Origin of the sequence: Enterobacter sp. KB-280D8, assembly GCF_041399405.1 — a bacterium.
GTDB classification, from domain to species: Bacteria; Pseudomonadota; Gammaproteobacteria; order Enterobacterales; family Enterobacteriaceae; genus Enterobacter; species Enterobacter cloacae_N.
The window spans coordinates 152,017-178,954 of sequence record NZ_JBGKEC010000003.1 but is presented as its reverse complement, the minus strand read 5'-3'; the positions used below and the strand labels follow the sequence as shown (position 1 = coordinate 178,954).

The 26,938-nt window shown below is 56.1% G+C and carries 21 protein-coding genes; 16 read left to right on the top strand and 5 right to left on the bottom strand.

The window, feature by feature from the left end; translation table 11 throughout:
* Positions 1 to 95: 95 nt before the first annotated feature.
* Both ppnN and queF read right to left on the bottom strand, forming a co-directional pair.
* Positions 96 to 1,460, bottom strand: coding sequence for a nucleotide 5'-monophosphate nucleosidase PpnN (ppnN, locus tag AB8818_RS10865; RefSeq protein WP_023309027.1), 1,365 nt, complete (start codon positions 1,458 to 1,460; stop codon positions 96 to 98).
* Between the two features lie 114 nt (positions 1,461 to 1,574).
* On the bottom strand, positions 1,575 to 2,417 hold the full coding sequence (gene queF, locus AB8818_RS10860) for an NADPH-dependent 7-cyano-7-deazaguanine reductase QueF (protein WP_116343495.1): 843 nt from the start codon (positions 2,415 to 2,417) through the stop codon (positions 1,575 to 1,577).
* Between the two features lie 69 nt (positions 2,418 to 2,486).
* On the opposite strand from queF, the gene syd reads away from it, so the two are divergent.
* The 8 genes from syd to AB8818_RS10820 all read left to right on the top strand — a co-directional run bounded on the left by syd (position 2,487) and on the right by AB8818_RS10820 (position 10,797).
* The gene (gene syd / locus AB8818_RS10855; protein ID WP_116343494.1) at positions 2,487 to 3,032 is read left to right on the top strand and encodes a SecY-interacting protein; all 546 of its coding nucleotides are present in this window, start codon (positions 2,487 to 2,489) and stop codon (positions 3,030 to 3,032) included.
* A gap of 630 nt (positions 3,033 to 3,662) precedes the next feature.
* Positions 3,663 to 3,992: a YqcC family protein gene (locus AB8818_RS10850; protein WP_116343493.1), complete on the top strand. Its 330-nt coding sequence runs from the start codon at positions 3,663 to 3,665 to the stop codon at positions 3,990 to 3,992.
* On the top strand, positions 3,989 to 4,765 hold the full coding sequence (truC, locus tag AB8818_RS10845; RefSeq protein WP_116343492.1) for a tRNA pseudouridine(65) synthase TruC: 777 nt from the start codon (positions 3,989 to 3,991) through the stop codon (positions 4,763 to 4,765). Before AB8818_RS10850 ends, truC begins: the two co-directional genes overlap by 4 nt.
* Before the next feature lie 24 nt (positions 4,766 to 4,789).
* A complete protein-coding gene (locus AB8818_RS10840) occupies positions 4,790 to 5,239 on the top strand; it encodes a flavodoxin (protein ID WP_116343491.1) in 450 nt (149 codons plus the stop codon).
* 292 nt (positions 5,240 to 5,531) lie between these two features.
* On the top strand, positions 5,532 to 6,887 hold the full coding sequence (gene gudP, locus AB8818_RS10835; protein ID WP_116343490.1) for a galactarate/glucarate/glycerate transporter GudP: 1,356 nt from the start codon (positions 5,532 to 5,534) through the stop codon (positions 6,885 to 6,887).
* A complete protein-coding gene (locus AB8818_RS10830) occupies positions 6,887 to 8,227 on the top strand; it encodes an enolase C-terminal domain-like protein (protein ID WP_163330076.1) in 1,341 nt (446 codons plus the stop codon). Before gudP ends, AB8818_RS10830 begins: the two co-directional genes overlap by 1 nt.
* A 15-nt stretch (positions 8,228 to 8,242) precedes the next feature.
* A complete protein-coding gene (gene gudD, locus AB8818_RS10825; protein WP_192982556.1) occupies positions 8,243 to 9,580 on the top strand; it encodes a glucarate dehydratase in 1,338 nt (445 codons plus the stop codon).
* A 77-nt stretch (positions 9,581 to 9,657) separates the two neighbouring features.
* Complete coding sequence (locus tag AB8818_RS10820; RefSeq protein WP_163330078.1) at positions 9,658 to 10,797, top strand: glycerate kinase; 1,140 nt, start codon at positions 9,658 to 9,660, stop codon at positions 10,795 to 10,797.
* A gap of 108 nt (positions 10,798 to 10,905) precedes the next feature.
* Here AB8818_RS10820 and barA read toward each other — a convergent pair whose 3' ends face one another.
* Positions 10,906 to 13,665 (bottom strand): two-component sensor histidine kinase BarA, encoded by a 2,760-nt coding sequence (gene barA, locus AB8818_RS10815; protein ID WP_116343486.1) that lies wholly within the window; start codon positions 13,663 to 13,665, stop codon positions 10,906 to 10,908.
* Positions 13,666 to 13,722: 57 nt separating this feature from the next.
* On the opposite strand from barA, the gene rlmD reads away from it, so the two are divergent.
* From rlmD to eno, 5 genes are all read left to right on the top strand, one after another.
* The gene (rlmD, locus tag AB8818_RS10810; RefSeq protein ID WP_192982554.1) at positions 13,723 to 15,021 is read left to right on the top strand and encodes a 23S rRNA (uracil(1939)-C(5))-methyltransferase RlmD; all 1,299 of its coding nucleotides are present in this window, start codon (positions 13,723 to 13,725) and stop codon (positions 15,019 to 15,021) included.
* 51 nt (positions 15,022 to 15,072) lie between these two features.
* Positions 15,073 to 17,304 (top strand): GTP diphosphokinase, encoded by a 2,232-nt coding sequence (gene relA, locus AB8818_RS10805; protein ID WP_008499628.1) that lies wholly within the window; start codon positions 15,073 to 15,075, stop codon positions 17,302 to 17,304.
* Positions 17,305 to 17,373: 69 nt separating this feature from the next.
* On the top strand, positions 17,374 to 18,165 hold the full coding sequence (gene mazG, locus AB8818_RS10800; protein ID WP_116343483.1) for a nucleoside triphosphate pyrophosphohydrolase: 792 nt from the start codon (positions 17,374 to 17,376) through the stop codon (positions 18,163 to 18,165).
* Between the two features lie 223 nt (positions 18,166 to 18,388).
* Positions 18,389 to 20,026, top strand: coding sequence for a glutamine hydrolyzing CTP synthase (pyrG, locus tag AB8818_RS10795; RefSeq protein ID WP_116343482.1), 1,638 nt, complete (start codon positions 18,389 to 18,391; stop codon positions 20,024 to 20,026).
* An 82-nt stretch (positions 20,027 to 20,108) separates the two neighbouring features.
* Positions 20,109 to 21,407, top strand: a complete 1,299-nt coding sequence (eno, locus tag AB8818_RS10790) for a phosphopyruvate hydratase (protein ID WP_006811784.1) — start codon at positions 20,109 to 20,111, stop codon at positions 21,405 to 21,407.
* Positions 21,408 to 21,460: 53 nt separating this feature from the next.
* On the opposite strand, the gene AB8818_RS10785 is transcribed toward eno, so the two are convergent.
* Both AB8818_RS10785 and AB8818_RS10780 read right to left on the bottom strand, forming a co-directional pair.
* Positions 21,461 to 22,570, bottom strand: coding sequence for an SDR family oxidoreductase (locus tag AB8818_RS10785; protein ID WP_116343481.1), 1,110 nt, complete (start codon positions 22,568 to 22,570; stop codon positions 21,461 to 21,463).
* Positions 22,571 to 22,927: 357 nt separating this feature from the next.
* Positions 22,928 to 23,752 carry a MurR/RpiR family transcriptional regulator gene (locus AB8818_RS10780; RefSeq protein WP_192982552.1) on the bottom strand — a complete coding sequence of 275 codons (825 nt, stop codon included), beginning with the start codon at positions 23,750 to 23,752 and terminating at the stop codon, positions 22,928 to 22,930.
* Positions 23,753 to 23,917: 165 nt separating this feature from the next.
* Between AB8818_RS10780 and AB8818_RS10775 the strand changes: the two genes are divergently transcribed.
* The 3 genes from AB8818_RS10775 to queE are packed head-to-tail and all read left to right on the top strand — an operon-like array spanning position 23,918 to position 26,910.
* A complete protein-coding gene (locus AB8818_RS10775) occupies positions 23,918 to 25,477 on the top strand; it encodes a PTS transporter subunit EIIC (RefSeq protein ID WP_166712240.1) in 1,560 nt (519 codons plus the stop codon).
* Positions 25,477 to 26,184, top strand: a complete 708-nt coding sequence (locus AB8818_RS10770) for an N-acetylmannosamine-6-phosphate 2-epimerase (RefSeq protein WP_192982550.1) — start codon at positions 25,477 to 25,479, stop codon at positions 26,182 to 26,184. Before AB8818_RS10775 ends, AB8818_RS10770 begins: the two co-directional genes overlap by 1 nt.
* A 54-nt stretch (positions 26,185 to 26,238) precedes the next feature.
* Positions 26,239 to 26,910, top strand: coding sequence for a 7-carboxy-7-deazaguanine synthase QueE (gene queE, locus AB8818_RS10765; RefSeq protein ID WP_116343477.1), 672 nt, complete (start codon positions 26,239 to 26,241; stop codon positions 26,908 to 26,910).
* Positions 26,911 to 26,938 lie beyond the last annotated feature (28 nt).

Here is a 26,938-nt window from a genome sequence, read left to right as displayed (position 1 = left end):
TAAAGCTATACGTGAAACCTATGAATTGATTCGGTAATAAAAAAAGCCGGGACCCGCTACAGGGGGCCCCGGCTTTACGAAGAAGACGCTGAGCGTTACGTGCAGATTTCGTAGCACGGAATGTAGGCTGAACCCGGCAACTTCATACGGTGTTGAGCCACAAAGCCCTGCAGCATGTCATCCATACGGCGCATCATCTCCGGGTCGCCGTGGATCTTGTACGGACCATACTGCTCAATCGCGCGGATGCCCATCTCCTTCACGTTCCCCGCCACAATCCCGGAGAAGGCGCGACGCAGGTCGGCGGCCAGCACTTCCACCGGCTGGTCCGGATAGAGTTTCAGGTTCGCCATATTTTCATGGGTAGGCTCGAACGGGATCTGAAGGTCTGGTGCAATACGGATTGACCAGTTAAAGCTGTACGCATCACCGGTATCACGACGATTCTCTTTCACCAGCGGCATCGCTTTTTTCATCTGACGCGCCACTTCCGCCGCGTCATCAATGATGATGCGATAGTGGCGACGCGCGGCTTCGCCCAGCGTATGCACGATAAACTCGTCCAGCACGCGGAAGTAGTCGGCGCTCTCTTTTGGCCCGGTCAGGATCAGCGGCAGAACCTGATCTTTGTTGGCCGGGTTCATCAGAATCCCCAGCAGATAGAGCAGCTCTTCCGCCGTTCCCACGCCGCCCGGGAAGATGATAATCCCGTGAGCGATACGGACAAACGCCTCAAGGCGCTTCTCGATATCCGGCATGATAATCAGCTCATTGACCAGCGGGTTCGGCGGCTCGGCGGCAATGATTGACGGCTCAGTCATGCCGATAAACCGTCCTTCTTTGTAACGCTGCTGCGCATGACCCACCGCTGCACCTTTCATTGGTGCTTCCATCGCACCCGGACCACAGCCGGTACAGATATTCAGCTCGCGCAGGCCAAGCTGCGTTCCGACCCGGCGGGCATAGAGATATTCGGTTTCGTTAATCGAGTGGCCGCCCCAGCAGACGACCATGTTCGGTGCTTCGCCAACGTGCAGGGCGCGGGCGTTGCGCAGAATAGAGAACACCAGGTTGGTGATATGGACCGAGCTTTCCAGGTCGAGATGCTGGAAGCGGCCTGCGTTGTGGATCTGCCCGTTAACAAACAGGATATCGCGCAGCACCGCAAACAGGTTAGCCTGAAGGGAACGAATGATACGCCCGTCGACAAAGGCCTCTTCCGGCGGGTTGATGACTTCAAGCTTCACGCCGCGCTCGCGGCGCAGCACGTTAATATCAAAGCTTTCGAAGCGGGACAGCAGTTCTTTACTGTTATCTGTCAGGCTTCCGGAGTTCAGTACGGCAAGTGAACAGTTACGAAACAGTTGATAAAGATCGCTGCTGGCCGTGCGTTTAAGCATGTCCACTTCCAGCTGCGACAACATATCCATTGAGCCAAGCGGGCTAATATGTGTAATCAAGTGAGCTCCTTATGGGACGATTATCGTCATTCCCTTTGATTACAATAGCCCTGGCGCGTGACGTTTCACAACACTTCGGCGGAATACCGCCCGCATATTGTGAAAATATTTATATTATTGACGTACCAGCCGACCCGTTGCCGGCACAAAATCGGTGTTGGTGCGCCACGGGTTAATGTCCAGCCCGCCACGGCGGGTATAGCGCGCGTAGACGCTCAGCTTTTCCGGCTGGCAGAAACGCTGAATATCGTTAAAAATGCGCTCCACGCACTGCTCGTGGAATTCGTTGTGATTGCGGAACGACACCAGATAGCGCAGCAGCTTTTCCCGGTCAATTTTCGGCCCGCGGTACTGGATCTGCACCGAGCCCCAGTCCGGCTGGTGGGTAATCAGGCAGTTAGACTTCAGCAGATGGCTGACCAGCGTCTCTTCAACCACTTTTCCGCTCGCCGCGTTTTCGAGGTAATCGGCGCTGAAATCATAATTCTCCACCTCGATGTCCTGCTCGTCGATGCAGGTCCCGTGGAAGTGGGCAATCGGCTGCCCCTCCAGCTCGTGCAGGCGGTACAGTGACACGCTCACCTTTCCCTGTGCGCAGGCGGTTAAATCGCGTTCCAGCGTCTGCTGAACATCATCCCAGCTGTTAAATTTGGTCTGGTTAAAGCTGTTGAGATAGAGCTTAAAGCTTTTGGATTCCACCAGGTTCTGGCTGGCGTAATCCAGCTCAACGTGGCCGACCGCCACCTGAGGCAGACCGCGCGCGTTAAGCCACGAGAGTTCGTACAGCGTCCAGATATCGCCGCCGACAAACGGCAATGCGTCCGCATGCAGTCCAAGGGGATCGCGGTTCAGGCTGCGCGGCACACCCTGCAGCAGGCCTGCATCGTAGGTATCGCGGTAATCGGTCGATTTACCCAGCGTTAAGCCGGTTAACGCCTGATGATTTTCGTAAGACATGTTTCATAGCCACTTTACAGGTACACTTATGGGCAGAGTTTATCCTGTCTTACAAGAAGAGAGAAATCGGTGGACATCGAAACCGCAAATGCCCTTACTACCTTCACGACCCGCTATTGCGATGCATGGCATGAAAAGCACGGAACATGGCCGCAAAGCGCTGATTTATATGGCGTGCCGTCGCCGTGCATTATCTCTTCGCAGGATGACAACGTGATCTGGCAGCCGAAGCCCAATACCGCTGAGCAAAATGTAAATGCGGTTGAACGGGCTATGGACCTTGTGGTACAACCAGCGGTTCATGCGTTTTATGCCACGCAGTTTGCAGGGGATATGCCCGCGCGCTTTGGTGATTTGACGGTGACGCTGTTGCAGACCTGGAGCGAAGACGATCTGCAGCGTGTTCAGGAAAACCTGATTGGTCATCTGGTCACGCAAAAACGCCTTAAGCTTTCTCCGACGCTCTTTATTGCCACGCTGGACAGCGAACTGGATGTGATATCCGTCTGCAACCTGTCCGGGGAAGTGATTAAAGAGACCATCGGTACCCGCAATCGCGAAACTCTCGCCCCCTCTCTTGCGGATTTCCTTACCCAGCTTGAGCCACTTCTGTAATCCATGATGCTACGGCGCGTGTGAGAGATCTCTTACAAGGTTTGTGAGAGATCGCTGGATCGTTCAGTATTGCCTTATTTAATTCAGAATAATATCACTCTGTTTTTCAAAGAATTAGTTGTTCATCGCATCTTTTTTAGGGATTTCTTACGTCTTACAGTGCTGCAAGGGTGGGTTGTAAGACGAAGCGGAATAGCGGATTCTATCTCCGTCGACAGGACGCCGACACGAGAAACGAACATCAGGATGATGGCGTTTCTTACTCAGGACACGTCAGGATGGCGCTGCAGGAAGGCTTCAGTATGAAGCAAAGGGATAACGCAGGACGCGTAAGGGACACCTCCAGGAAGGAGAACGAGAACCGAACAGGATGGTCGGTGGGTCAGGAAGGCCAGGACGTTTCAGGATGAAACAAGCGCGTCGGGAAGATGCGGGCAGGATGCGAAAGGTATAAGGATGACCAGGCCTTCGGGCATCAGGAAAAGTTGTCACGGAAGAGCAGGGAGCACGAATTGTAGCTGGAATGCTGCGAAACGAACCGGGAGCACTGTTTTTACAGTGCTCCCTTTTTTATTTCTGTCTTCCGCAATGCTATGCTGCGCGCCGTTCACTTTTTCAGTTGAGGTTACTATGACGCAACACGATAGCGTTCGTGCTCAATTGCACGCCATCGAAGCCCTTTTGCGCCAACATCAGCTGTGGCAGGAGACTGCGCCGCAGCCGGAAGCGTTCGCCAGTACCCAGCCATTCTGCCTGGATACGCTGGCCCCGTTCGAGTGGCTCCAGTGGGTATTAATTCCGAGAATGCACGCGCTGCTGGAAGGCGGCCACCCGCTGCCGCAGGCGTTTGCTGTTTCTCCCTATTATGAAATGGCGCTTGAGGCGACGCACCCTGCTCGGGCTGTCATGCTGATTGAGCTGGAAAAACTGGACGCCCTGTTTGCCGGTGATGAGGCATGACGCTGGAAATCCTCTATCAGGATGAATGGCTGGTAGCGGTGAACAAACCGTCTGGCTGGCTGGTGCACCGCAGCTGGCTCGATCGCGACGAGAAAGTGGTGGTGATGCAGACCGTGCGCGACCAGATTGGTCAGCATGTTTTTACCGCCCATCGTCTCGACAGGCCCACTTCCGGCGTGCTGCTGATGGGGCTTTCCAGCGAGGCGGGCCGCCTGTTGGCACAGCAGTTCGAGCAGCATCAGATCCAGAAGCGCTACCATGCGATCGTCCGTGGCTGGCTGACCGAATCCGCCACGCTCGACTATCCGCTGGTGGAGGAGCTGGACAAAATCGCCGATAAATTTTCCCGGGATGACAAAGGTCCGCAGCCTGCAGTGACGGATTATCGCGGCATGGCGATCGCGGAAATGCCGGTGGCAACAAGCAAGTTTCCCACCACACGCTACAGCCTGGTTGAGCTTTTGCCCAAAACCGGACGCAAGCACCAGCTTCGTCGCCACCTTGCGCACCTGCGCCACCCGATAATTGGCGATAGCAAGCACGGCGATCTGCGCCAGAACCGCAGCGCGGCAGAGCATTTTGGCTGTAATCGTTTAATGCTGCACGCCAGCGAGCTTAGCCTGACTCACCCGTTTACCGGCGAACCATTGATCATCCGTGCGGGGCTGGACGACGTCTGGATGCAGGCGCTGTCACAGTTTGGCTGGCGGGGGCAACTCCCCGAAAATGAAAGGGTTGAGTTTGTATCAGGCAACGTTCAGGATGAACGGTAAGCGCAATAATCATGGGAGCAAAGCATGGCTGAAGTAGGCATTTTTGTCGGCACGATGTACGGCAACTCGCTGCTGGTAGCGGAAGAGGCTGAGGCGATTTTGACAAGCCGGGGCCATAAAGCCACAGTCTATGAAGATCCAGAGCTGGCGGACTGGGAAAAGTATAAAGATAAATACATTCTGGTGGTGACCTCCACCACCGGGCAGGGCGATCTGCCGGACAGCATCGTGCCGCTTTTCCAGGGTATTAAAGACCAGCTTGGCTACCAGCCTGACGTTCACTACGGCATCATTGCCCTGGGTGATAGCTCCTACGCCAACTTCTGCGGCGGCGGTAAGCAGTTCGATGCGCTTCTTCAGGAACAGAGCGCTAAGCGCGTCGGCGAGATGCTGCTGATCGATGCCGGTGAGCATCCTGAACCCGAAAGCGTGTCGAACCCGTGGGTTGAACACTGGGCAACGCTCCTTAAATAGTTTCGTAAGCCGGGTAAGGCGTAGCCGCCACCCGGCAATACACTCCACACCAAACGACAATTCCGTGAACCACCTTCCACTCACCTGGGCTTATGCCATAAACAACCTCTCTCATGCCCTTTAATACTGTGTTTTTGCACGGTGAGAGGACGCGTCACTCCTTCATATACTTTTCCGGTCACGATAAAACGGCTTCAGGCCGAACTAAAACGACAAAACTAATCTCATTCTGATTACCCTACCGGTGCTGTACAGAATGAACAGGCGAAAGCTATGTTTCAGGAGTGCAACAATGAGTACATTAAGCCACGCAGCGAGCAGCGCTGAAAAGCGCACCAATGCCCGCTACTGGATAGTGGTGATGCTGTTTATCGTCACGTCCTTTAACTATGGTGACCGCGCCACGCTGTCGATTGCCGGCTCGGAAATGGCAAAAGACATCGGCCTTGATCCGGTGGGCATGGGTTACGTTTTCTCTGCATTCTCATGGGCCTACGTAATCGGCCAAATTCCTGGCGGCTGGCTGCTGGACCGCTTTGGCTCTAAACGCGTCTATTTCTGGTCCATTTTTATCTGGTCTGCTTTTACCCTTTTGCAGGGTTTCGTCGATATCTTCAGCGGCTTCGGCATTATCGTGGCGCTCTTTACGCTGCGCTTCCTGGTGGGCCTGGCGGAAGCACCTTCCTTCCCGGGCAACAGCCGCATTGTCGCGGCCTGGTTCCCGGCGCAGGAGAGGGGAACGGCGGTGGCAATTTTTAACTCCGCCCAGTATTTCGCGACGGTGATCTTTGCGCCCATTATGGGCTGGTTGACGCATGAGGTGGGCTGGTCGCACGTTTTCTTCTTCATGGGCGGGCTTGGGATCGTCATCAGCTTTATCTGGCTGAAAGTGATCCACGAACCCAACCAGCATCCTGGCGTGAACAAAAAAGAGCTGGAGTACATTGCCGAGGGCGGGGCGCTGATCAATATGGATCAGAAATCCGAGAAAGCAAAAGTCCCGTTCAGCCAGAAATGGGCGCAGATCAAACAGCTCGTCGGCTCGCGCATGATGATTGGTATCTATCTCGGCCAGTACTGTATCAACGCCTTAACCTACTTCTTTATCACCTGGTTCCCGGTTTACCTGGTGCAGGCGCGCGGCATGTCGATCCTGAAGGCGGGGTTTGTCGCCTCGGTCCCGGCAATCTGCGGCTTCATCGGCGGCGTGCTTGGCGGGGTAATTTCCGACTGGCTGATGCGCCGTACGGGGTCGCTGAATATCGCGCGGAAAACGCCGATCGTGCTCGGCATGCTGCTCTCCATGACCATGGTGTTCTGTAACTACGTCAGCGCCGAGTGGATGATTATCGGCTTTATGGCGATGGCCTTCTTCGGCAAAGGCATTGGCGCGCTGGGCTGGGCGGTGATGGCGGATACTGCGCCAAAAGAGATTAGCGGCCTGAGCGGCGGCCTGTTCAATATGTTCGGCAACGTTTCCGGGATTGTCACGCCAATCGCTATCGGCTACATCGTCGGCACCACGGGGTCTTTCAACGGCGCGCTGATCTACGTCGGCGTGCATGCTCTGGTGGCGGTTCTGAGCTACCTCGTGCTGGTAGGCGATATCAAACGCGTCGAACTTAAACCTGTTGGGGAGCGCGGCTGATGACAACGCAATCGAGCCCAACCGTGACCGAAATGAAGGTCATACCGGTGGCCGGTCAGGACAGCATGCTGCTCAATATTGGTGGCGCGCACAACGCCTGGTTTACCCGGAATATCGTCGTGCTAAAAGACAGCGCAGGGAATACCGGCGTGGGCGAGGCCCCTGGCGGAGAGGTGATTTACCAGACGTTGGTCGATGCCATTCCGCAGGTGGTGGGCCAGGAGGTCGCCCGCCTGAACAAGGTGGTTCAGCGAGTGCATAAGGGTAACCAGTCGGCGGACTTTGATACCTTTGGCAAGGGCGCATGGACGTTCGAGCTGCGCGTCAATGCGGTGGCCGCCCTGGAAGCGGCGCTGCTGGATTTACTCGGTAAAGCCCTTAACGTTCCGGTCTGCGAGCTGCTGGGGCCGGGCAAACAGCGTGATGCGGTCACCGTGCTAGGCTATCTGTTCTACGTTGGCGATCGCAATAAAACCGATCTCCCCTATCTGGCCCGCTCACCGGGCGACCACGACTGGTATCAGCTGCGCCACCAGGAAGCGCTCTCCAGCGAGGCGGTGGTCCGCCTCGCCGAGGCGGCGCAGGATCGCTACGGTTTTAAGGATTTCAAGCTGAAGGGCGGCGTACTGCCCGGCGAACAGGAGATTGAAACGGCACGGGCGCTGAAAAAACGCTTCCCGGCGGCGCGCATCACCGTTGACCCGAACGGCGCATGGCTGCTGGATGAAGCGATTAGCCTGTGCAAAGGGCTGAGGGAGGTCCTGACCTACGCTGAAGACCCGTGCGGCGCTGAGCAGGGCTTTTCTGGCCGCGAGGTGATGGCTGAGTTTCGTCGTGCCACCGGCCTGCCGGTCGCGACCAATATGATCGCCACCAACTGGCGCGAAATGGGCCATGCGGTAATGCTGAACGCCGTCGACATCCCGCTGGCGGACCCGCACTTCTGGACGCTTTCAGGAGCGGTGCGCGTGGCGCAGCTGTGCGACGACTGGGGTCTGACCTGGGGTTGCCACTCGAACAATCACTTTGATATTTCGCTGGCGATGTTTACCCACGTTGGCGCGGCGGCGCCGGGGAACCCGACAGCCATCGATACCCACTGGATTTGGCAGGAAGGCGAAGCCCGCCTGACGAAAAATCCGCTGGAAATCAAAAACGGTAAAATTGCTGTACCCGATGCGCCCGGACTGGGCGTGGAGCTTGACTGGGATCGGGTCCATAAAGCCCACGAGGCGTATAAAAAGCTACCGGGCGGCGCGCGTAACGACGCGGGTCCGATGCAGTATCTTATTCCCGGCTGGACATTTGACCGTAAGCGCCCTGTTTTTGGACGTCACTGATAAAAGGATTACACGATGAGTACTTTTACTACCCCTGTCGTCACTTCCATGCAAATCATTCCGGTCGCGGGTCATGACAGCATGTTGATGAACCTGAGCGGGGCGCATGCGCCGTTTTTTACCCGCAATATTGTCATTATCAAGGACAATGCCGGCCATACTGGCGTGGGTGAAATTCCGGGCGGGGAGAAGATCCGTAAAACGCTGGAAGATGCCATTCCGCTGGTGGTGGGAAAAACGCTGGGTGAGTACAAAAATGTCCTCAACACCGTGCGCAACACCTTTGCCGATCGCGATGCCGGTGGCCGCGGCCTGCAAACCTTCGATTTGCGCACCACTATCCATGTGGTGACCGGCATTGAAGCCGCGATGCTGGATCTGCTGGGCCAGCACCTGGGCGTTAACGTTGCCTCGCTGCTGGGCGAGGGCCAGCAGCGCAGTGAAGTGGAGATGCTCGGCTATCTCTTCTTTGTCGGCGACCGCAAGCTGACGCCGCTGCCGTACCAGAGCCAGCCGGACGAACGATGCGACTGGTACCGCGTACGTCACGAAGAAGCGATGACCCCGGATGCGGTAGTGCGCCTTGCGGAAGCTGCGTATGAAAAATATGGTTTTAATGATTTCAAACTGAAAGGCGGCGTGCTGGCCGGGGAAGAGGAGGCGGAAGCCATTACCGCGCTGGCAAAACGTTTCCCGCAGGCGCGCGTGACGCTCGATCCGAACGGTGCGTGGTCGCTTGATGAAGCGATCAATATTGGCAAACAGCTGAAAGGCGTGCTGGCGTATGCGGAAGATCCGTGCGGGGCTGAGCAAGGCTTCTCGGGCCGCGAAGTCATGGCGGAATTCCGTCGCGCCACGGGGCTGCCGACTGCGACCAATATGATCGCCACCGACTGGCGTCAGATGGGGCATACGCTCTCTCTGCAATCGGTGGATATCCCGCTGGCAGACCCGCACTTCTGGACGATGCAGGGCTCGGTTCGCGTAGCGCAGATGTGCCATGAGTTTGGCCTGACCTGGGGTTCACACTCCAACAATCACTTTGACGTGTCGCTGGCGATGTTCACCCACGTTGCTGCCGCCGCGCCGGGCACCATTACCGCGATTGACACGCACTGGATCTGGCAGGAGGGTAACCAGCGCCTGACCAAAGAGCCGTTTGAGATTAAAGGTGGCATGGTGCAGGTACCGTCAACTCCAGGTCTTGGCGTGGAGCTGGATATGGACCAGGTGATGAAAGCTCACGAGCTGTATCAAAAACATGGTCTGGGCGCGCGCGACGACGCGATGGCGATGCAGTACCTGATCCCTGACTGGACATTCGACAATAAACGTCCGTGCATGGTACGATAAACGCATTGGGACCGCTCCCATGGGCGGTTCTCTACGTGGTGTATGCTTAACGTAACGACTATGCGTAAGGATGGCTTATGAAAATTGTTATCGCACCGGACTCGTATAAGGAAAGTTTGAGTGCGCTTGAGGTTGCGACAGCAATCGAGCGCGGTTTTCGCGAGATTTTCCCTGAGGCGGTTTACGTCAAACTGCCGGTCGCTGACGGCGGTGAAGGCACAGTTGAGGCGATGATCGCAGCAACGCAGGGACGCATTGTGCACGTTCCGGTGACCGGTCCGCTGGGCGAGCGAGTGGAAGGGTTTTATGGGATATCCGGTGACGAGCAGAGCGCCTTTATTGAAATGGCGGCGGCAAGCGGTCTGGAACTGGTGGTACCTTCACTGCGTGACCCTCTGAAAACGACCTCCTGGGGTACGGGTGAACTTATCCGCCACGCGCTGGATGCGGGCGTTAAGCATATCATCATCGGTATCGGCGGCAGCGCCACCAATGACGGCGGCGCCGGGATGGTGCAGGCGCTGGGGGCGAAGCTGCTGGACGATAATGAACAGCCGCTGGGGCAGGGCGGGTGCGAGCTGGGTAGACTCGCGCGTATTGACCTGAGCGGCCTCGACAAGCGTCTGGCGGAGTGCCGGATAGAAGTCGCCTGCGATGTGACGAATCCGCTCACCGGTAAGGATGGCGCGTCAGCAGTGTTTGGCCCGCAAAAGGGCGCCACGCCCGAGATGATCGTCACCCTGGACAACGCGCTTGCGCACTATGCGAGAGTTATTGCCCGGGACCTGGATATTGATGTGCTCAACCTTGCCGGTGGCGGCGCGGCGGGTGGCATGGGCGCGGCGCTGTACGCTTTTTGTGGCGCACAGTTGCGCCAGGGCATTGAGATTGTAACCGATGCGCTACACCTGGCCGACCAGGTGGCCGATGCGGATCTGGTGATCACCGGGGAAGGCCGCATCGACAGCCAGACGATCCACGGCAAGGTGCCGGTGGGGGTGGCGAAAGTGGCGAAACGCTTTAATAAGCCCGTTATCGGCATTGCGGGCAGCCTGACGGCGGACGTTGGCGTGGTACACGATCACGGCTTAGACGCGGTGTTTAGCGTGCTCTATACCATCTGCTCGCTGGAGGACGCGCTGGAAAATGCCAGCGCGAATGTACAGATGGCCGCAAGGAATATCGCGGCGGTGCTGAAAGTGGGGCAGGGGATGTAGTTCACCCTCTCACCCTAACCCTCTCCCCAAAGGGGAGAGGGGACGTTATAGACCCTCGGCCCTTTGGGGAGAGGGCCGGGGTGAGGGGAAAATCAGACCGCACCCGCCTCAGCTCCCCAATACCTTCATCGCTTCCCGCGTCACGTTATCCATTTCATCCAGCAGCTCCAGGAACTCCGGTTCAAGCTCCGATTCCGGCGTACCCGCGCGCAGCTGCTGCTCCAGCAACTGGCAGAGGTTTTTCAGTCGCGGTACGCCGCTGTAGCCGCAGCTGCCGTGCAGCTTGTGGATCGCTTCCAGCAGTTCTTCCGGGTTCTCGCCCACCAGCTGTTCTTCAACCTTGTTCCGAATCTCCGGCAGAAACGCGACCAGCATTTGCAGCATCTCTCGCGCTAAATCGGGTTTCCCTGCTGCCTGGCGCAGGGCAAGCTGCCAGTCAAAGGTCGCGTTCTGGTTGACGCTGATTTCAACCGGTTCGCTGGAAACCGTGTACGTCCCGCCAATATGACCCGGCTTATAGCGTAACAGCAGGTTATGAAGCTTCTCTTCGTCGATAGGTTTCGCCAGGTAATCATTCATCCCGGCACTCAGCAGCTTCTCTTTCTGACCGGCCATCGCATGCGCGGTGACCGCAATCACTGGCGTTTGCTGCTGGTGCGGGAGCTGGTGGATCAGCTCACAGGCCCGAATGCCATCCATGCCCGGCATCTGAATATCCATCAGAATCAAATCGAACTGCATCTGTTTAGCCAGTTCAACCGCCTGCGCGCCGCTGGTACACAGCTCAACGTGCTGAACCTGGTCTTCCAGCAATACGCCAATTAGCTTCAGGTTTGCCGGATTATCATCCACCGCCATCACGCTCATGGGCAGTTTTTGCTCATCGTTAATCAACGGCAGAGCGTGCTGGCTAAGACGGCAATACTCCGTGAGCGCGGGCAGCAGGCGAGTCGCGGTGAGCGGCTTAAGCAGGCATGCGGCCGCCCCGTCGTTTTTCAACTCTTCCGCATTTATCTGGGCGTGGCAGGGCAGTGCCAGCAGCAGATAGTCTGTCATCGACGCGGCTTTCGCCAGCCGCTCCTGCTGCATGGTCAGCTCGCCGGTGAAAGTCACCGGGATCCCCATCAGCAGAATGTCGTAATGATCAACGGCAAGGGCTGAGAAGGTTGGACTGTAAACCACCTCCAGCGGCGTGGTGCTTAAGATATCCAGCGCGCACTGCGCCGCCGCCGCGTTAGGCTCGACGTAGGCCAGACGCTTCCCTTTCAGACAGTCCGTCACCGGGCCGTCGGTCAGCACGTTTGGATTGAGGTCCAGGTTAATGTGGAACCAGAAGGTTGAGCCGCGGTTTGGCTGGCTATGGAAAGAGATATCTCCGCCCATCTCGTTCACCAGCCTCTGCGTGATCACCAGCCCAAGCCCGGTACCGCCATGGCGGCGGGAAATGCTGGCATCTGCCTGGCGGAAGGCCTGGAACAGACGCGACTGATCCCGCTCCGGAATGCCGATGCCGGTATCGCGGATTTGAACCTCAATCTGTACCTTGTTATTACTGATCGCGCGTTTTTCTACCAGGATGTCGATGTTGCCGCTTTCGGTGAATTTAATGGCATTCCCGACAAGATTGGTAATGACCTGCTGCAGGCGCAGCGGATCGCCAATGACGTTGTCCGGCACGTCGTTTTTAATATTGAGCGTTAGCTCAAGGCCCTTGTCGTGCGAGGAGTGCGCGAGCAGCGTCACCACTTCATCGAGCGTACTACGCAGCGGGAACGGGATACTTTCCAGAATCAGTTTGCCCGCCTCCAGCTTGGAGAAGTCCAGCACGTCGTTAATGATCGCCAGCAGGTTATTGGCCGAACGTTCAATGGTGTGCAGGTGATCGCGCTGAGTCGGATTAAGCTCGCTTTTTAGCGTCAGGCGGGTAAAGCCGATCACGCCATTGAGCGGCGTGCGCAGCTCGTGCGACATATTGGCCAGGAACTCAGACTTAATACGCGCCGCTTCCTGAGCGCGCTTTTTCGCCAGATCCAGCTCAACGTTCTGGATCTCCATCTGCTCCAGCGTTTCGCGCAGGTCAGAGGTCGCCTGGTCAACGTTATGCTGCATCTCTTCATGATAGGCCGCCAGCGACATCGCCATCGAGTTAATGCCGTTTTTCAGCATATCCAGCTCGCCCAGCATAAATCCTTCCACGCGGCTGTCGAGCTGTCCCCGGCGGATGCGGTCAACGGTGTTAACCATATTACGGATGGGGCCTGTTACGTCGCGCATCAGACGCCAGCCGAAGATCAGCGCAATACCAATGCAGAACAGCATCATCACGCCAGAGATAAAAATTTCTTTGTACTGCTGCAGCCGTACCGACTTCAGATCCAGCTCCAGCGCTACATATCCCAGCATGTTATTGCTGGATTTAGCATCGGATTGCGCAGACTCATCGGGGGAATAGCTTTCCGACACGATCGGCGTGCGCAGAATCATGATATCGCCACGGCGCAACACGGTGAGATGGCGCGGGAAGGGCGTACCGTCCGGGATCTTCAGCGTTGCCGGATCGAGATGAAAATTCGAGGTGACAAACAGGCGGTTATGTTCGTCGTAGACGGAAATGGCGCGAACAATGTCCGAGTGGCGCCGGTGGAGCACACTGATTAACTGACCAATGGATTCGCGGTTTTGCAGGTTCATCCCGTACTCGCTTGAGACGGCGAGCGGTTCGATAATGCTGGCGCCTGCATCCTCCAGCTGTCGCTGCAAATCGTTATAGCGGTGCACGACAAAGAAGATACTCAGCAGCAAACCGATGAGAACGGTGGGGGCGAGGATCAAAATCATCATGCGCGCGCGCAGGCTGTAGTTGGTCATGGCGTTCCGTTATGGGACAATTAAAATAATTATGTTTATGTGAGAAAAATCTCGGCGATGGCGCAATTCTACTCTGCAAAGCGACGCGTGACGACGCGTCAAATCATTACTGTTGAAGCCACGGATCTTGATCCGTTTGGTCAGGGAGTGGCTCGTCACAACGGTAAGACTCTGTTTATAACAGGTTTGCTGCCAACAGAACGAGCAGAAATTACGCTGACGGAAGATAAACGCCAGTACGCACGCGGACAGGTGAAGCGTCGCCTCAACGATAGCCCGCAGCGCGTGGCGCCCCGCTGCCCCCATTTTGGCGTGTGCGGCGGCTGCCAGCAACAGCATGCGAGCACAGAATTACAGCAAAAAAGTAAAAGCCAGGCCCTGGCGCGTCTGCTGAAGCACGACGTTAACGAAATTATCGCCGATGAGCCCTGGGGCTATCGCCGCCGCGCGCGTCTTAGCCTGAGCTATCAGCCTAAAACGGCGCGGCTGGAGATGGGTTTTCGCAAAGCGGCCTCCAGCGATATCGTTGACGTGAAGCAGTGCCCCATTCTGGCGCCCCATCTTGAGGCATTGCTTCCTGACGTGCACCGCTGTCTTGCATCGCTCGACGGGGTGCGTTCACTGGGCCACGTTGAACTGGTGCTGGCGAACAATGGCCCGCTGATGGTGCTGCGCCACACCGCGGCACTGTCGAAAAAAGATCGCGAAAAACTGGAACGCTTTTCGCATTCTCATGAGCTTGCGCTTTTCCTCGCGCCGCAAAGCGAGATACTTGAACAGGTAACAGGTGAAGCTCCCTGGTATGCGTCAGACGGGCTACGCTTAACGTTCAGCCCGCGGGATTTCATTCAGGTCAACGACGGCGTAAACCAGCAGATGGTGGCGAACGCCCTGGCATGGCTTGACGTACAGCCCACTGACCGGGTGCTCGATCTGTTCTGCGGCATGGGTAACTTTACTCTGCCGTTGGCGCGCAGAGCGGCAAGCGTCGTCGGCGTGGAAGGCGTTGAGGCGCTGGTGGCGAAAGGGCAGGAGAACGCGCGGCAGAACGGCTTGCAAAATGTGACATTCTTTCATCAAAATCTTGAGGACGATGTCACCCAACAGCCGTGGGCACAGCAGGGCTTTGACAAAATCCTGCTCGACCCGGCACGTGCCGGTGCCCCGGGCGTGATGGCACATATTATTAAACTCGCGCCGAAGCGTGTGGTCTATGTTTCCTGTAACCCGGCAACGCTTGCCCGGGACAGTGAGGCGTTACTCAGCGCGGGTTACCAGATTCAGCGTCTGGCAATGCTGGACATGTTCCCGCACACTGGACATCTGGAATCGATGGTGTTGTTCGAGCACATCTAATTTGTTTGGCTTGTCGACTTCGACAGGCCCTGGTCCCTAAAGGAGAGGACAATGGTTGCGGTAAGAAGTGCACATCTCAATAAAGCTGGGGAGTTTGACCCACAAAAATGGATCGCAAGTCTGGGAATTTCCAGCCAGCAGTCGTGTGAACGCTTAACCGAAACCTGGGCCTACTGTCTACGCACCACGCAGGGACACCCGGATGCCGATCTTCTCTTATGGCGCGGCGTGGAGATGGTGGAAATCTTGTCCATGCTGAACATGGACATCGAAACCCTGCAGGCCGCACTGCTGTTCCCTCTCGCGGATGCGGACGTGGTCAGCGAAGACGTGCTGCGCGACAGCGTCGGGAAATCCGTCGTTGCGCTGATCCACGGCGTGCGCGATATGGCGGCTATCCGCCAGCTTAAAGCCGCGCATACCGACTCCGTCTCCTCTGAGCAGGTTGATAACGTCCGCCGGATGCTGCTTGCCATGGTGGATGATTTCCGCTGCGTGGTCATCAAGCTGGCCGAGCGTATTGCCCACCTGCGCGAGGTCAAAGATGCGCCGGAAGACGAGCGCGTGCTGGCCGCAAAAGAGTGTACGAACATTTATGCCCCGCTGGCGAACCGCTTAGGGATTGGTCAGCTGAAATGGGAGCTGGAAGATTACTGCTTCCGCTACCTGCATCCGGCAGAATATAAGCGCATTGCTAAACTTCTGCACGAGCGCCGTATCGACCGCGAGCACTATATCGAGGAATTTGTCGGCGGCCTGCGCCAGGCGATGAAAGAAGAGAATGTGCGTGCCGAAGTTTACGGTCGACCTAAGCATATCTACAGCATCTGGCGCAAAATGCAGAAGAAACACCTCGCCTTTGACGAGCTGTTTGACGTGCGCGCCGTGCGTATCGTGGCGGAGCGTCTGCAGGACTGCTACGCCGCGCTGGGTATAGTACATACTCACTTCCGCCATCTGCCGGATGAGTTCGATGACTACGTCGCGAACCCCAAACCAAACGGCTATCAGTCCATTCATACCGTGGTGCTTGGCCCCGGCGGCAAAACGGTCGAGATTCAGATCCGCACCAAACAGATGCATGAAGACGCCGAGCTGGGCGTTGCCGCGCACTGGAAATATAAAGAAGGTACCTCGGGCGGAGCGCGTTCTGGCCATGAAGACCGCATTGCCTGGCTGCGCAAGCTGATTGCGTGGCAAGAAGAGATGGCCGACTCCGGCGAGATGCTCGATGAGGTGCGTAGCCAGGTCTTTGATGACCGCGTCTACGTCTTTACCCCGAAAGGGGACGTTGTCGACCTGCCGGCCGGCTCTACGCCGCTCGATTTTGCTTACCATATCCACAGCGACGTGGGGCACCGCTGCATCGGGGCGAAGATCGGCGGACGTATCGTACCGTTTACCTACCAGCTGCAGATGGGCGACCAGATTGAAATCATCACCCAGAAGCAGCCTAACCCGAGCCGCGACTGGCTTAACCCGAACCTGGGCTACGTCACTACCAGCCGCGGGCGCTCTAAAATCCACGCCTGGTTCCGCAAGCAGGATCGTGACAAAAACATTCTTGCCGGTCGCCAGATCCTCGACGACGAGCTGGAGCATATCGGGATCAGCCTGAAAGAGGCGGAAAAGTTCCTGCTGCCGCGCTACAACTTCAACGAGCTGGACGAGCTGCTGGCGGCGATTGGCGGCGGTGATATCCGTCTTAATCAGATGGTCAACTTCCTGCAGGCGCAGTTCAACAAGCCTAGCGCGGAGGAACAGGACGCGGCGGCGCTGAAGCAGCTGCAGCAGAAAACCTATGCCCCGCAGCAGCGCAGCAAAGACAACGGCCGCGTGGTGGTTGAGGGCGTGGGCAACCTGATGCACCACATCGCCCGCTGCTGCCAGCCGATTCCGGGTGACGACATCGTCGGCTTTATCACTCAGGGGCGCGGGATCTCTATCCACCGCTCCGACTGCGACCAGCTTGCGGAGCTGCAGTCCCATGCGCCGGAGCGCATCGTGGAGGCGGTCTGGGGTGAGAGCTACTCCGCCGGTTACTCGCTGGTGGTGCGCGTTACCGCCAACGACCGCAGCGGCCTGCTGCGCGATATCACCACCATTCTCGCCAACGAGAAGGTCAACGTGCTGGGCGTTGCCAGCCGCAGCGATACTCGCGAGCAGCTTGCCACCATCGATATGACCATCGAAATCTACAACCTGCAGGTGCTCGGCCGCGTGCTGGGCAAGCTGAACCAGGTGCCGGATGTGATTGACGCGCGTCGTCTGCACGGCGGTTAAGATTTCCCTCTTTTGTAGGCCGGGTAAGGCGTAAGCCGCCACCCGGCATTTTTTTATCAGGACATAATCATGACTCAAATCGACCGCCTGCTTGGCATCATGAAACGCCTGCGCGACCCGGAAAACGGCTGTCCATGGGACAAAGAGCAGACTTTCGCCACCATCGCGCCCTATACCCTCGAAGAGACCTATGAGGTGCTGGACGCCATTTCCCGCGAGGACTTTGATGACCTGCGCGGTGAACTCGGCGACCTGCTGTTCCAGGTGGTCTTCTACGCCCAGATGGCGCAGGAGGAAGGGCGCTTTAACTTTGAGGATATCTGCGCCGCTATCAGCGACAAGCTGGAGCGCCGCCACCCGCATATCTTTGGCGATGCCACCGCAGGAAACAGCGCAGAGGTGCTGGCCCGCTGGGAGCAGATAAAAAGCGCCGAGCGCGCTGAAAAGTCCCAGCACTCTGCGCTGGACGACATCCCGCTGAGCCTGCCCGCGCTGATGCGCGCCCACAAAATTCAGAAACGCTGCTCGGCCGTGGGTTTTGACTGGGATTCACTGGGACCGGTGCTGGGTAAAGTGCATGAAGAGATCGACGAAGTGATGCACGAAGCGCAGCAGGCGGTGGTGGATGAAGCAAAGCTGGAGGAAGAGATGGGCGACCTGCTGTTCGCGACAGTCAACCTTTCTCGCCATTTAGGGGTAAAAGCGGAAACCGCCCTGCAAAAAGCCAACCTAAAATTCGAACGACGCTTTCGTGAAGTAGAGCGGATTGTGGCCTCGCGCGGCCTGGAAATGACCGGAATTGACCTCGACGCTATGGAAGAAGTCTGGCAGGAAGTAAAACGCCAGGAATCTGATCTCTAACGGAATTTTGCGATCAAGCGCAATTTGTGTGATTTTTTAAATGACAAGCGCTTGATTTGCGTCAAAAACATTTACCCAAAAGGGGCTATTTTCTCACTCCTTATGTTTGTCATGGCCTGGAATGGAGACGGAGAATGAAAGTTTGTGGCGCTCGCCGTGTTCGGGTATACTACTTTCCCGTCCTGGTTATTCCATCGTTTCACCCTAACTTCTCAGGTTCAGCATGACAACGAACTATATTTTTGTGACCGGCGGGGTCGTATCCTCTCTGGGTAAAGGCATTGCCGCAGCCTCCCTCGCAGCCATTCTTGAAGCCCGTGGCCTCAATGTGACCATGATGAAACTGGATCCGTACATCAACGTCGATCCTGGCACCATGAGCCCAACCCAACACGGGGAAGTGTTCGTTACTGAAGACGGCGCTGAAACCGATCTGGATCTTGGCCACTACGAGCGTTTCATTCGTACCAAAATGACCCGTCGTAACAACTTTACGACTGGCCGCATCTACTCTGACGTTCTGCGTAAAGAGCGCCGCGGTGACTACCTGGGCGCGACCGTGCAGGTTATCCCACACATCACTAACGCAATCAAAGAGCGTGTCCTTGCCGGTGGCGAAGGGCATGACGTTGTGCTGGTTGAAATCGGCGGCACCGTGGGTGATATCGAATCCCTGCCATTCCTCGAAGCGATTCGTCAGCTGGCGGTAGACATTGGTCGTGAACACGCGCTGTTCATGCACCTGACGCTGGTGCCTTACATGGCGGCAGCAGGTGAAGTGAAAACCAAACCGACTCAGCACTCCGTTAAAGAGCTGCTCTCCATCGGTATTCAGCCTGACATCCTGGTTTGCCGTTCCGATCGCGCAATCCCGGCGAACGAACGTGCGAAAATTGCATTGTTCTGTAACGTGCCTGAAAAAGCCGTTATTTCAATGAAAGATGTCGATTCCATTTATAAAATCCCGGGCCTGTTGAAATCACAGGGTCTGGACGATTATATTTGTAAACGATTCAGCTTGAACTGTCCGGAAGCTAACCTGTCTGAATGGGAACAGGTTATTTACGAAGAAGCTAACCCGGCGGGCGAAGTGACTATCGGTATGGTCGGCAAGTACATCGAACTGCCGGACGCCTATAAGTCCGTAATCGAAGCGCTGAAACACGGTGGTCTGAAGAACCGCGTCTCCGTGAACATCAAGCTGATTGATTCGCAGGATGTTGAAACACGTGGCGTTGAAATTCTGAAAGATCTGGATGCTATCCTCATCCCTGGCGGCTTCGGCTACCGTGGTGTTGAAGGCAAGATCGCCACTGCACGCTATGCGCGTGAAAACAATATTCCATACCTCGGCATCTGCCTGGGTATGCAGGTTGCGCTGATCGAATTTGCGCGCAACGTAGCGGGAATGGAAAACGCGAACTCTACGGAATTTGTGCCAGACTGTAAGTACCCTGTAGTGGCGCTGATTACGGAATGGCGTGACGAAGACGGTAACGTTGAAGTCCGTACCGAGAAGAGCGATCTGGGTGGCACTATGCGTCTTGGTGCACAGGCCTGCCAGCTGTCCGACGATAGCGTGGTTCGCAAGCTGTACGGCGAGCCGGTCATCACCGAGCGCCATCGTCACCGCTATGAAGTCAACAACATGTTGTTGAAACAAATTGAAGCCGCGGGCCTGCGTGTTGCGGGTCGCTCCGGGGATGATCAGTTAGTCGAGATCATCGAGGTGCCAAACCATCCGTGGTTTGTCGCCTGCCAGTTCCACCCGGAATTTACTTCAACGCCGCGTGATGGACATCCGCTGTTTGCAGGCTTCGTGAAAGCCGCCAACGAGTACCAGAAGCGTCAGGCGAAGTAAAAAAAGTTAGAACGGCAACGCGTACCAACGGTACGCGTTGTTTGTCTGGAGTTTTAGTTTAACTTGTACTGAGGAAAATCTAATGTCCAAAATCGTTAAAGTCATCGGTCGTGAAATCATCGACTCCCGTGGTAACCCGACCGTTGAAGCCGAAGTTCATCTGGAAGGTGGTTTCGTCGGTATGGCAGCTGCTCCATCAGGTGCTTCTACAGGTTCCCGCGAAGCGCTGGAACTGCGTGATGGCGACAAATCCCGTTTCATGGGCAAAGGCGTACTGAAAGCGGTTGGCGCTGTTAACGGTCCTATTGCTCAGGCTATCGTTGGCAAAGATGCCAAAGATCAGGCTGGCATCGACAAGATCATGATCGATCTGGACGGTACTGAAAACAAATCTAACTTTGGTGCGAACGCAATCCTGGCCGTTTCCCTGGCGAACGCCAAAGCAGCAGCCGCTGCTAAAGGTATGCCACTGTTCGAGCACATCGCTGAACTGAACGGCACCCCAGGCAAATACTCTATGCCTGTACCAATGATGAACATCATCAACGGTGGTGAGCACGCAGACAACAACGTTGATATTCAGGAATTCATGATTCAGCCAGTTGGCGCGAAAACCCTGAAAGAAGCGGTTCGTATGGGTTCTGAAGTGTTCCACAACCTGGCGAAAGTTCTGAAAGCTAAAGGTATGAACACTGCTGTTGGTGACGAAGGTGGCTACGCGCCAAACCTGGGTTCTAACGCAGAAGCACTGGCTGTCATCGCTGAAGCGGTTAAAGCAGCAGGCTACGAGTTGGGCAAAGACATTACCCTGGCGATGGACTGTGCAGCATCTGAATTCTACAAAGACGGTAAATACGTTCTGGCTGGCGAAGGCAACAAAGCGTTCACCTCCGAAGAGTTCACTCACTTCCTGGAAGACCTGACCAAACAGTACCCAATCGTTTCTATCGAAGACGGTCTGGACGAGTCTGACTGGGATGGTTTCGCATACCAGACCAAAGTACTGGGCGACAAAATCCAGCTGGTTGGTGACGATCTGTTCGTAACCAACACCAAGATCCTGAAAGAAGGCATCGAGAAAGGCATCGTTAACTCCATCCTGATCAAATTCAACCAGATCGGTTCTCTGACCGAAACGCTGGCTGCGATCAAAATGGCGAAAGACGCTGGCTACACCGCTGTTATCTCTCACCGTTCTGGCGAAACTGAAGACGCGACCATTGCTGACCTGGCTGTGGGTACCGCTGCTGGCCAGATCAAAACCGGTTCTATGAGCCGTTCTGACCGTGTTGCTAAATACAACCAGCTGATTCGTATCGAAGAAGCGCTGGGTGAAAAAGCGCCTTACAACGGTCGTAAAGAGATCAAAGGCCAGGCATAATTGCTTAAGCCTTAAAATGAAAATGCCAGTCGAATGACTGGCATTTTTTTTGGCTATTTAAAATCGACCGCCATCTGCTCCGGAATGGTTAGCCCCCGGGTGGTTTGCACGCAGCGGGCAATATAATCCGTAAACCGGGGTGGCTTTGGCATCCCCATGCTGAGCAGTTTATCGTTGCTGAAGCGCACGTTCAGCGTCGCAAAGGCACCGTATAAACGCATGGCTCTCAGCATCAGACGTTCGTTGCATGGGCCAAAAATTGTTTTCAGCTCACGGCGCATTTTGACCAGCGTTTCGTAGCTGACCTGCGCGTACTTATCGCCAACAGGCGCTTTCTCCAGTGCCTGCGCCATCGCCCGATCGATATCCGCAAAGCGAACGCTATTCTCTTCCCCGGCAGAAATGTGTACCACTTCTCCCGGACGCGCGTTGCTGTTGAGCAGCATTAACATCGCGTCGGCGCAATAATCCACCGGGACAACGTCGATCCGGTCTTCCATCGAGCACATAAACTTCTGCAGCATCAGGCCCATGCTAAAGACCCAGAAGATGCTGCTCGACGGCGTGCAGCCGTGGCGGGTATGGCCGACGACGATGGACGGACGAGCGATGAGCAGCGGCAGATTCGGGCACTTCTGGCGCATCAGCTGTTCGATGGTTGACTTCGAATACGTGTATTCCACCAGGTGCTCAGCATTTTCTCTGAATTCCGCACTTTCGGCGACCAGCGAATCCTGCTCCGGCGTGCATGACATTGCGGTGCCTACGTGCAGGAAACGCTGCAGCCCTGCGACCTGCTCCATGCGGCGCGCCAGCGCAAGGGTACCTTCGACGTTCACCTTCCAGATCAGCGGGTTATTCCCAAATGACGCAACTGCCGCACAGTTAACGACATGCGTAACCTGGTCCAGTCGGGGATCGTTCAGAAAGGCTTCCGGGTGGCTGAGGTCACCAATAAGGATATTATCCACGCTCAGGGAGGCCAGCTTCTTCTCAGGAACGTTAAACTTACGCATGTTCTCCTGCACGCGCGCCAGCCCGCTCTGCGGATCGTCGGCGCGGGCAAGCAAAAGGAGTTTTACGGATTGATCGCTGGTCAGGATTTTTTCAAGTACTGCCCCGCCCAGAAAACCGGTCACGCCTGTAATCAATAACATCTTCATTAATACCGTCTCATTATGATTGATGAGGCGGATTGTAGGCGCGCAAAAGTAAACGGCATTTAAATAATAAAACGCAGGAATCGAGAGCGTCTTAAGCTTATTTTAAGGAAAGGAAATCAGGGGAAAATATTGGACAGTGCGGAGAGCGGAAAAATTCAATTTATTAATATTTATATTTCAACCATATGATTTTAAATTGATTTTATCGAGGGTGGTGGCGCGATGAGTGTAATTCAAAATGTAATAAATAAAATATTTTGTTACACCAAACGTTTATCAAATAAATGAATTGAGCCTTGCTTAAGTGAAATTCGGAAAAATAAAACGCAGGCTATTTATTAAGCCTGCGAATGGTTTTCAGAGCAGAAGAGGAAGCGTGGCGCTGGCCGTTTGCTGGCTAACGTCAGCGTAATGACCATCCAGCGCAATCATGGATGTCGTCAGCAATTCGATCAGCAGCATCACCCCAACCTTGGCATTGAGCGCACCTGCGCTAAGGGGGCCTTCTGGCTTGGCGGCCACCAGCTGCATATCGCTAAGAGACGCCAGCGGGCTGCGGGGCGTGTTGCTGAGCGCAAGAACTTTCACGCCTCGCTTGCGGGCAAGTTTCACCACGTGAAGCAAATCTCGCGTTGAACCGGAACTGGAGATCGCCACCACCAGCGTCTCTGCCGAAAGCGTTGTCGCATTCATGGCTGCGCGGTGCATATCGCTAAACAGCTGTGCAGGTTTACCCAGCCTTAATAGCTTGTAATGCAGGTACTCCCCGAGGATCGCGCTGGCCGCGACGCCATAAATCTGCACGGATTGCGCCTGGTGCAGCGCCAGTGCGGCCTTTTCAAGTAGCGAGCGGTCGAGGAGTCTCGCGGTATCCTGCAGAGCCTGAACCGACTCATCCACCACGCTGTCAATCTCATCCCCCGCCTGATGCGCGGGCTGGCCCTGCTGAATATCCAGCGCCAGCGCCATTTTAAATTCGTTATACCCCTTGCAGCCCAGCGTCCGGCAAAGACGCGTCACGCTGGCCTCGCTGGTGTGGCTCTCGCGCGCCAGCTCGGTGATGGTCAGGTAGAGCACCCGGGCAGGGTCGCTCAGGACAAACTCGCCGAGTTTTTGCTGCGTTGGGCTGTACCCGGAAGCTTCCTGGCGGAGCTTCAGCAGCAGATTTTCATGGTCCGACATGCCACGTCCTTAATGTGTTTCACTGCGACTAGTGTGGCGGAAAGCGGGGGAAAGATGCCAGTCATTTTAAAAAAGTATGATCGGCCTCCTGGTTTTTGATGATAATTTTCATTATTAAATATTAATGTGATAAAAATTTTCATCTTTTAACGGGGGGATGAAAAAATGATGCAAATATTCAGTGGCGCTTCGTCGGGGGGATGGTTTGAAAAAGCGCAGCGCTTTGGCAAATCCTTTATGTTGCCTATCGCCGTGTTGCCCGCGGCGGGTCTGCTGCTCGGTATCGGCGGGGCGTTATCGAACCCCAATACGCTGGCGGCCTATCCATTTTTAGATGTGAGCTGGCTTCAGGCCATTTTCACCATCATGAGCAGTGCCGGTTCAATTGTGTTTGCGAACCTCTCGGTGCTGTTTGCCGTTGGGGTGGCCGTCGGTCTGGCAAAAAGCGATAAGGGCACGGCGGGGCTGGCGGCGCTACTCGCGTTTCTGGTGATGAATGCCACCATCAACGCGCTGCTGATCCTCACCGGCAAACTGGCGCACGAAAACCCCGGTGCCGTCGGGCAGGGCATGACGCTGGGCATTCAGACGCTGGAAACCGGCGTGTTTGGCGGCGTGGTGATTGGTCTCGTGACCTGCGCGCTGCACCACCGTTTTAACAAGATAGCGCTTCCGCAGTTCCTGGGCTTTTTTGGCGGCTCGCGCTTTGTCCCTATTATCAGCTCGCTGGCGGCGATACTCGTCGGTGCGCTCATGACCGTGGTCTGGCCGCACTTCCAGAAGCTGATTTTTGGTCTGGGTGGGCTGGTGGATGCCACCGGTTATCTGGGCACCCTGCTGTACGGCTTCATTTTACGCATGCTGGGCCCGTTTGGTCTGCACCACATCTTCTATCTGCCGTTCTGGACCACCGCGCTCGGCGGCAGCGAGATTGTCAACGGTCACCTGGTGGAGGGCACGCAGCGGATCTTCTTCGCCCAGCTGGCCGATCCCACGACGCGTCAGTTTTACGAAGGCACGTCACGCTTCATGTCCGGGCGCTTTATTACGATGATGTTTGGCCTGCTCGGCGCCTGTCTGGCGATGTACCACACGGCTAAACCGGAGAATAAAAAGCGCGTTGCCGGGCTGCTGCTCTCCGCGGCGTTAACCTCGTTTCTGACGGGAATAACCGAGCCCATCGAGTTCTCCTTCCTGTTTATTGCCCCGGTGCTCTACGTCATTCACGCGCTGTTTGACGGGCTGGCGTTCATGCTCGCACACATGCTGCACATCACCATCGGGCAAACCTTCTCCGGCGGTTTTATCGACTTCGTGCTGTTCGGCATCCTGCAGGGGGAGGCCAAAACCAACTGGATGTTCGTTCCGCTGGTCGGCGTGCCCTGGTTCTTCCTCTACTACTTCACTTTCCGCTATCTGATTAACCGCTTTGATTTTGCCACGCCGGGTCGGGAAAGGGAGGCGATGGCCAATGAAGTGGCCTTATCGCAGAGCGAGCGCGCCGTTGCGGTGATCGCCGGGTTAGGCGGAAAAGACAATCTCGAAGAGGTGGACTGCTGCGCCACGCGTCTTCGCGTCACGGTGAAAGACGGCAGCAAAGTGAATGACGCGGCGCTGAAAGCCACCGGCGCGCGCGGCGTCATCGTGCGCGGTAACGGCGTGCAGGTCATTTATGGCCCGCACGTCACGATTATCAAAAACGAAGTGGAAGAGATCTTATCGTAATGAAAACTGTACTGGATAACCTGAAGGGAAAACTGGTCGTCTCCTGTCAGGCGCTGGAAAATGAACCGCTGCACAGCCCGTTTATCATGTCGCGGATGGCGCTGGCGGCGGCACAAGGCGGGGCCGCCGCCATTCGCGCCAACAGCGTGGTGGATATCGAAGCCATTAAGCAGCAGGTGTCCTTACCGGTTATCGGCATCATCAAACGGGATTATTCAGATAGTGAGGTGTTCATCACCGCCACGATGAAAGAGGTGGATGAGCTCATGGCCGTCTCTCCGGAAATCATTGCGCTTGATGCGACGGCGCGGGAGCGTCCCGGTGGGGAATCCCTGGAAACGCTGGTCACGCGCATCCGCTCGCTTTATCCCTCGGTACTGCTGATGGCGGATATTTCCACGGTAGACGAGGCCGTGACGGCGCAGGCGCTTGGCTTTGACTGCGTCGGCACCACGCTTTATGGCTATACGGCGGAAACGGCGGGCCATTCGCTTCCGGAGAACGACTGCGCGTTCCTGAAGGCCGTGCTGGCTGTCGTGACGGTTCCGGTGATTGCCGAAGGCAATGTGGATACGCCTGAACGCGCGGCCAGATGCCTGGCGCTGGGTGCGCATACGGTCGTTGTCGGCGGGGCGATTACCCGTCCACAGCAAATCACCGCGCGCTTTATGGCGGCGATTAGCGCGCAAAGCACCGATGGAGCATGACCATCCGGCGGGGATCTGCGATACTTATCGTTTATCCCCTTTACTGAGATGACTATGCAGTACCCGATTAACGAGATGTTCCAGACCCTGCAAGGCGAGGGTTACTTTACCGGCGTTCCCGCTATTTTCATTCGTTTACAGGGATGCCCGGTTGGCTGTGCCTGGTGTGATACCAAACATACGTGGGATAAGCTCGCAGATCGGGAAGTGTCGCTGTTTAGCATTCTGGCGAAAACAAAAGAGAGCGATAAGTGGGGCGCGGGCAGTCCAGAGGATCTGCTGGCCATTATTGGTCGTCAGGGCTGGACGGCGCGCCACGTCGTGATCACCGGCGGTGAACCCTGCATCCACGATCTGACGCCGCTGACCGAGCTGCTCGAAAAGAACGGCTACAGCTGCCAGATCGAGACCAGCGGCACCCATGAAGTGCGCTGCTCGCACACCACCTGGGTGACGGTATCGCCAAAAGTGAATATGCGCGGCGGATATGACGTGCTGTCTCAGGCGCTGGAGCGCGCGGATGAAATCAAGCACCCGGTAGGGCGCGTGCGTGATATCGAAGCGCTGGATGAACTGCTGGCAACGCTGACGGATGAGAAGCAGCGGGTGATTGCCCTGCAGCCGATCAGCCAGAAAGAGGATGCGACGCGCCTGTGCATTGAAACCTGCATTGCGCGCAACTGGCGCCTGTCGATGCAGACGCACAAGTACCTGAATATTGCCTAAAAAAAAGCCCGGTTTGCCGGGCTTTTTT

Excerpts from the sequence above, each read along its gene's own strand:
- queF (WP_116343495.1), bottom strand. The coding sequence starts at position 2,417 with ATGTCTTACGAAAATCATCAGGCGTTAACCGGCTTAACGCTGGGTAAA.
- AB8818_RS10850 (WP_116343493.1), top strand. The coding sequence starts at position 3,663 with ATGACGCAACACGATAGCGTTCGTGCTCAATTGCACGCCATCGAAGCC.
- truC (WP_116343492.1), top strand. The coding sequence starts at position 3,989 with ATGACGCTGGAAATCCTCTATCAGGATGAATGGCTGGTAGCGGTGAAC.
- AB8818_RS10840 (WP_116343491.1), top strand. The coding sequence starts at position 4,790 with ATGGCTGAAGTAGGCATTTTTGTCGGCACGATGTACGGCAACTCGCTG.
- gudP (WP_116343490.1), top strand. The coding sequence starts at position 5,532 with ATGAGTACATTAAGCCACGCAGCGAGCAGCGCTGAAAAGCGCACCAAT.
- AB8818_RS10830 (WP_163330076.1), top strand. The coding sequence starts at position 6,887 with ATGACAACGCAATCGAGCCCAACCGTGACCGAAATGAAGGTCATACCG.
- gudD (WP_192982556.1), top strand. The coding sequence starts at position 8,243 with ATGAGTACTTTTACTACCCCTGTCGTCACTTCCATGCAAATCATTCCG.
- AB8818_RS10820 (WP_163330078.1), top strand. The coding sequence starts at position 9,658 with ATGAAAATTGTTATCGCACCGGACTCGTATAAGGAAAGTTTGAGTGCG.
- barA (WP_116343486.1), bottom strand. The coding sequence starts at position 13,665 with ATGACCAACTACAGCCTGCGCGCGCGCATGATGATTTTGATCCTCGCC.
- rlmD (WP_192982554.1), top strand. The coding sequence starts at position 13,723 with ATGGCGCAATTCTACTCTGCAAAGCGACGCGTGACGACGCGTCAAATC.
- relA (WP_008499628.1), top strand. The coding sequence starts at position 15,073 with ATGGTTGCGGTAAGAAGTGCACATCTCAATAAAGCTGGGGAGTTTGAC.
- mazG (WP_116343483.1), top strand. The coding sequence starts at position 17,374 with ATGACTCAAATCGACCGCCTGCTTGGCATCATGAAACGCCTGCGCGAC.
- pyrG (WP_116343482.1), top strand. The coding sequence starts at position 18,389 with ATGACAACGAACTATATTTTTGTGACCGGCGGGGTCGTATCCTCTCTG.
- eno (WP_006811784.1), top strand. The coding sequence starts at position 20,109 with ATGTCCAAAATCGTTAAAGTCATCGGTCGTGAAATCATCGACTCCCGT.
- AB8818_RS10785 (WP_116343481.1), bottom strand. The coding sequence starts at position 22,570 with ATGAAGATGTTATTGATTACAGGCGTGACCGGTTTTCTGGGCGGGGCA.
- AB8818_RS10780 (WP_192982552.1), bottom strand. The coding sequence starts at position 23,752 with ATGTCGGACCATGAAAATCTGCTGCTGAAGCTCCGCCAGGAAGCTTCC.
- AB8818_RS10775 (WP_166712240.1), top strand. The coding sequence starts at position 23,918 with ATGATGCAAATATTCAGTGGCGCTTCGTCGGGGGGATGGTTTGAAAAA.
- AB8818_RS10770 (WP_192982550.1), top strand. The coding sequence starts at position 25,477 with ATGAAAACTGTACTGGATAACCTGAAGGGAAAACTGGTCGTCTCCTGT.
- queE (WP_116343477.1), top strand. The coding sequence starts at position 26,239 with ATGCAGTACCCGATTAACGAGATGTTCCAGACCCTGCAAGGCGAGGGT.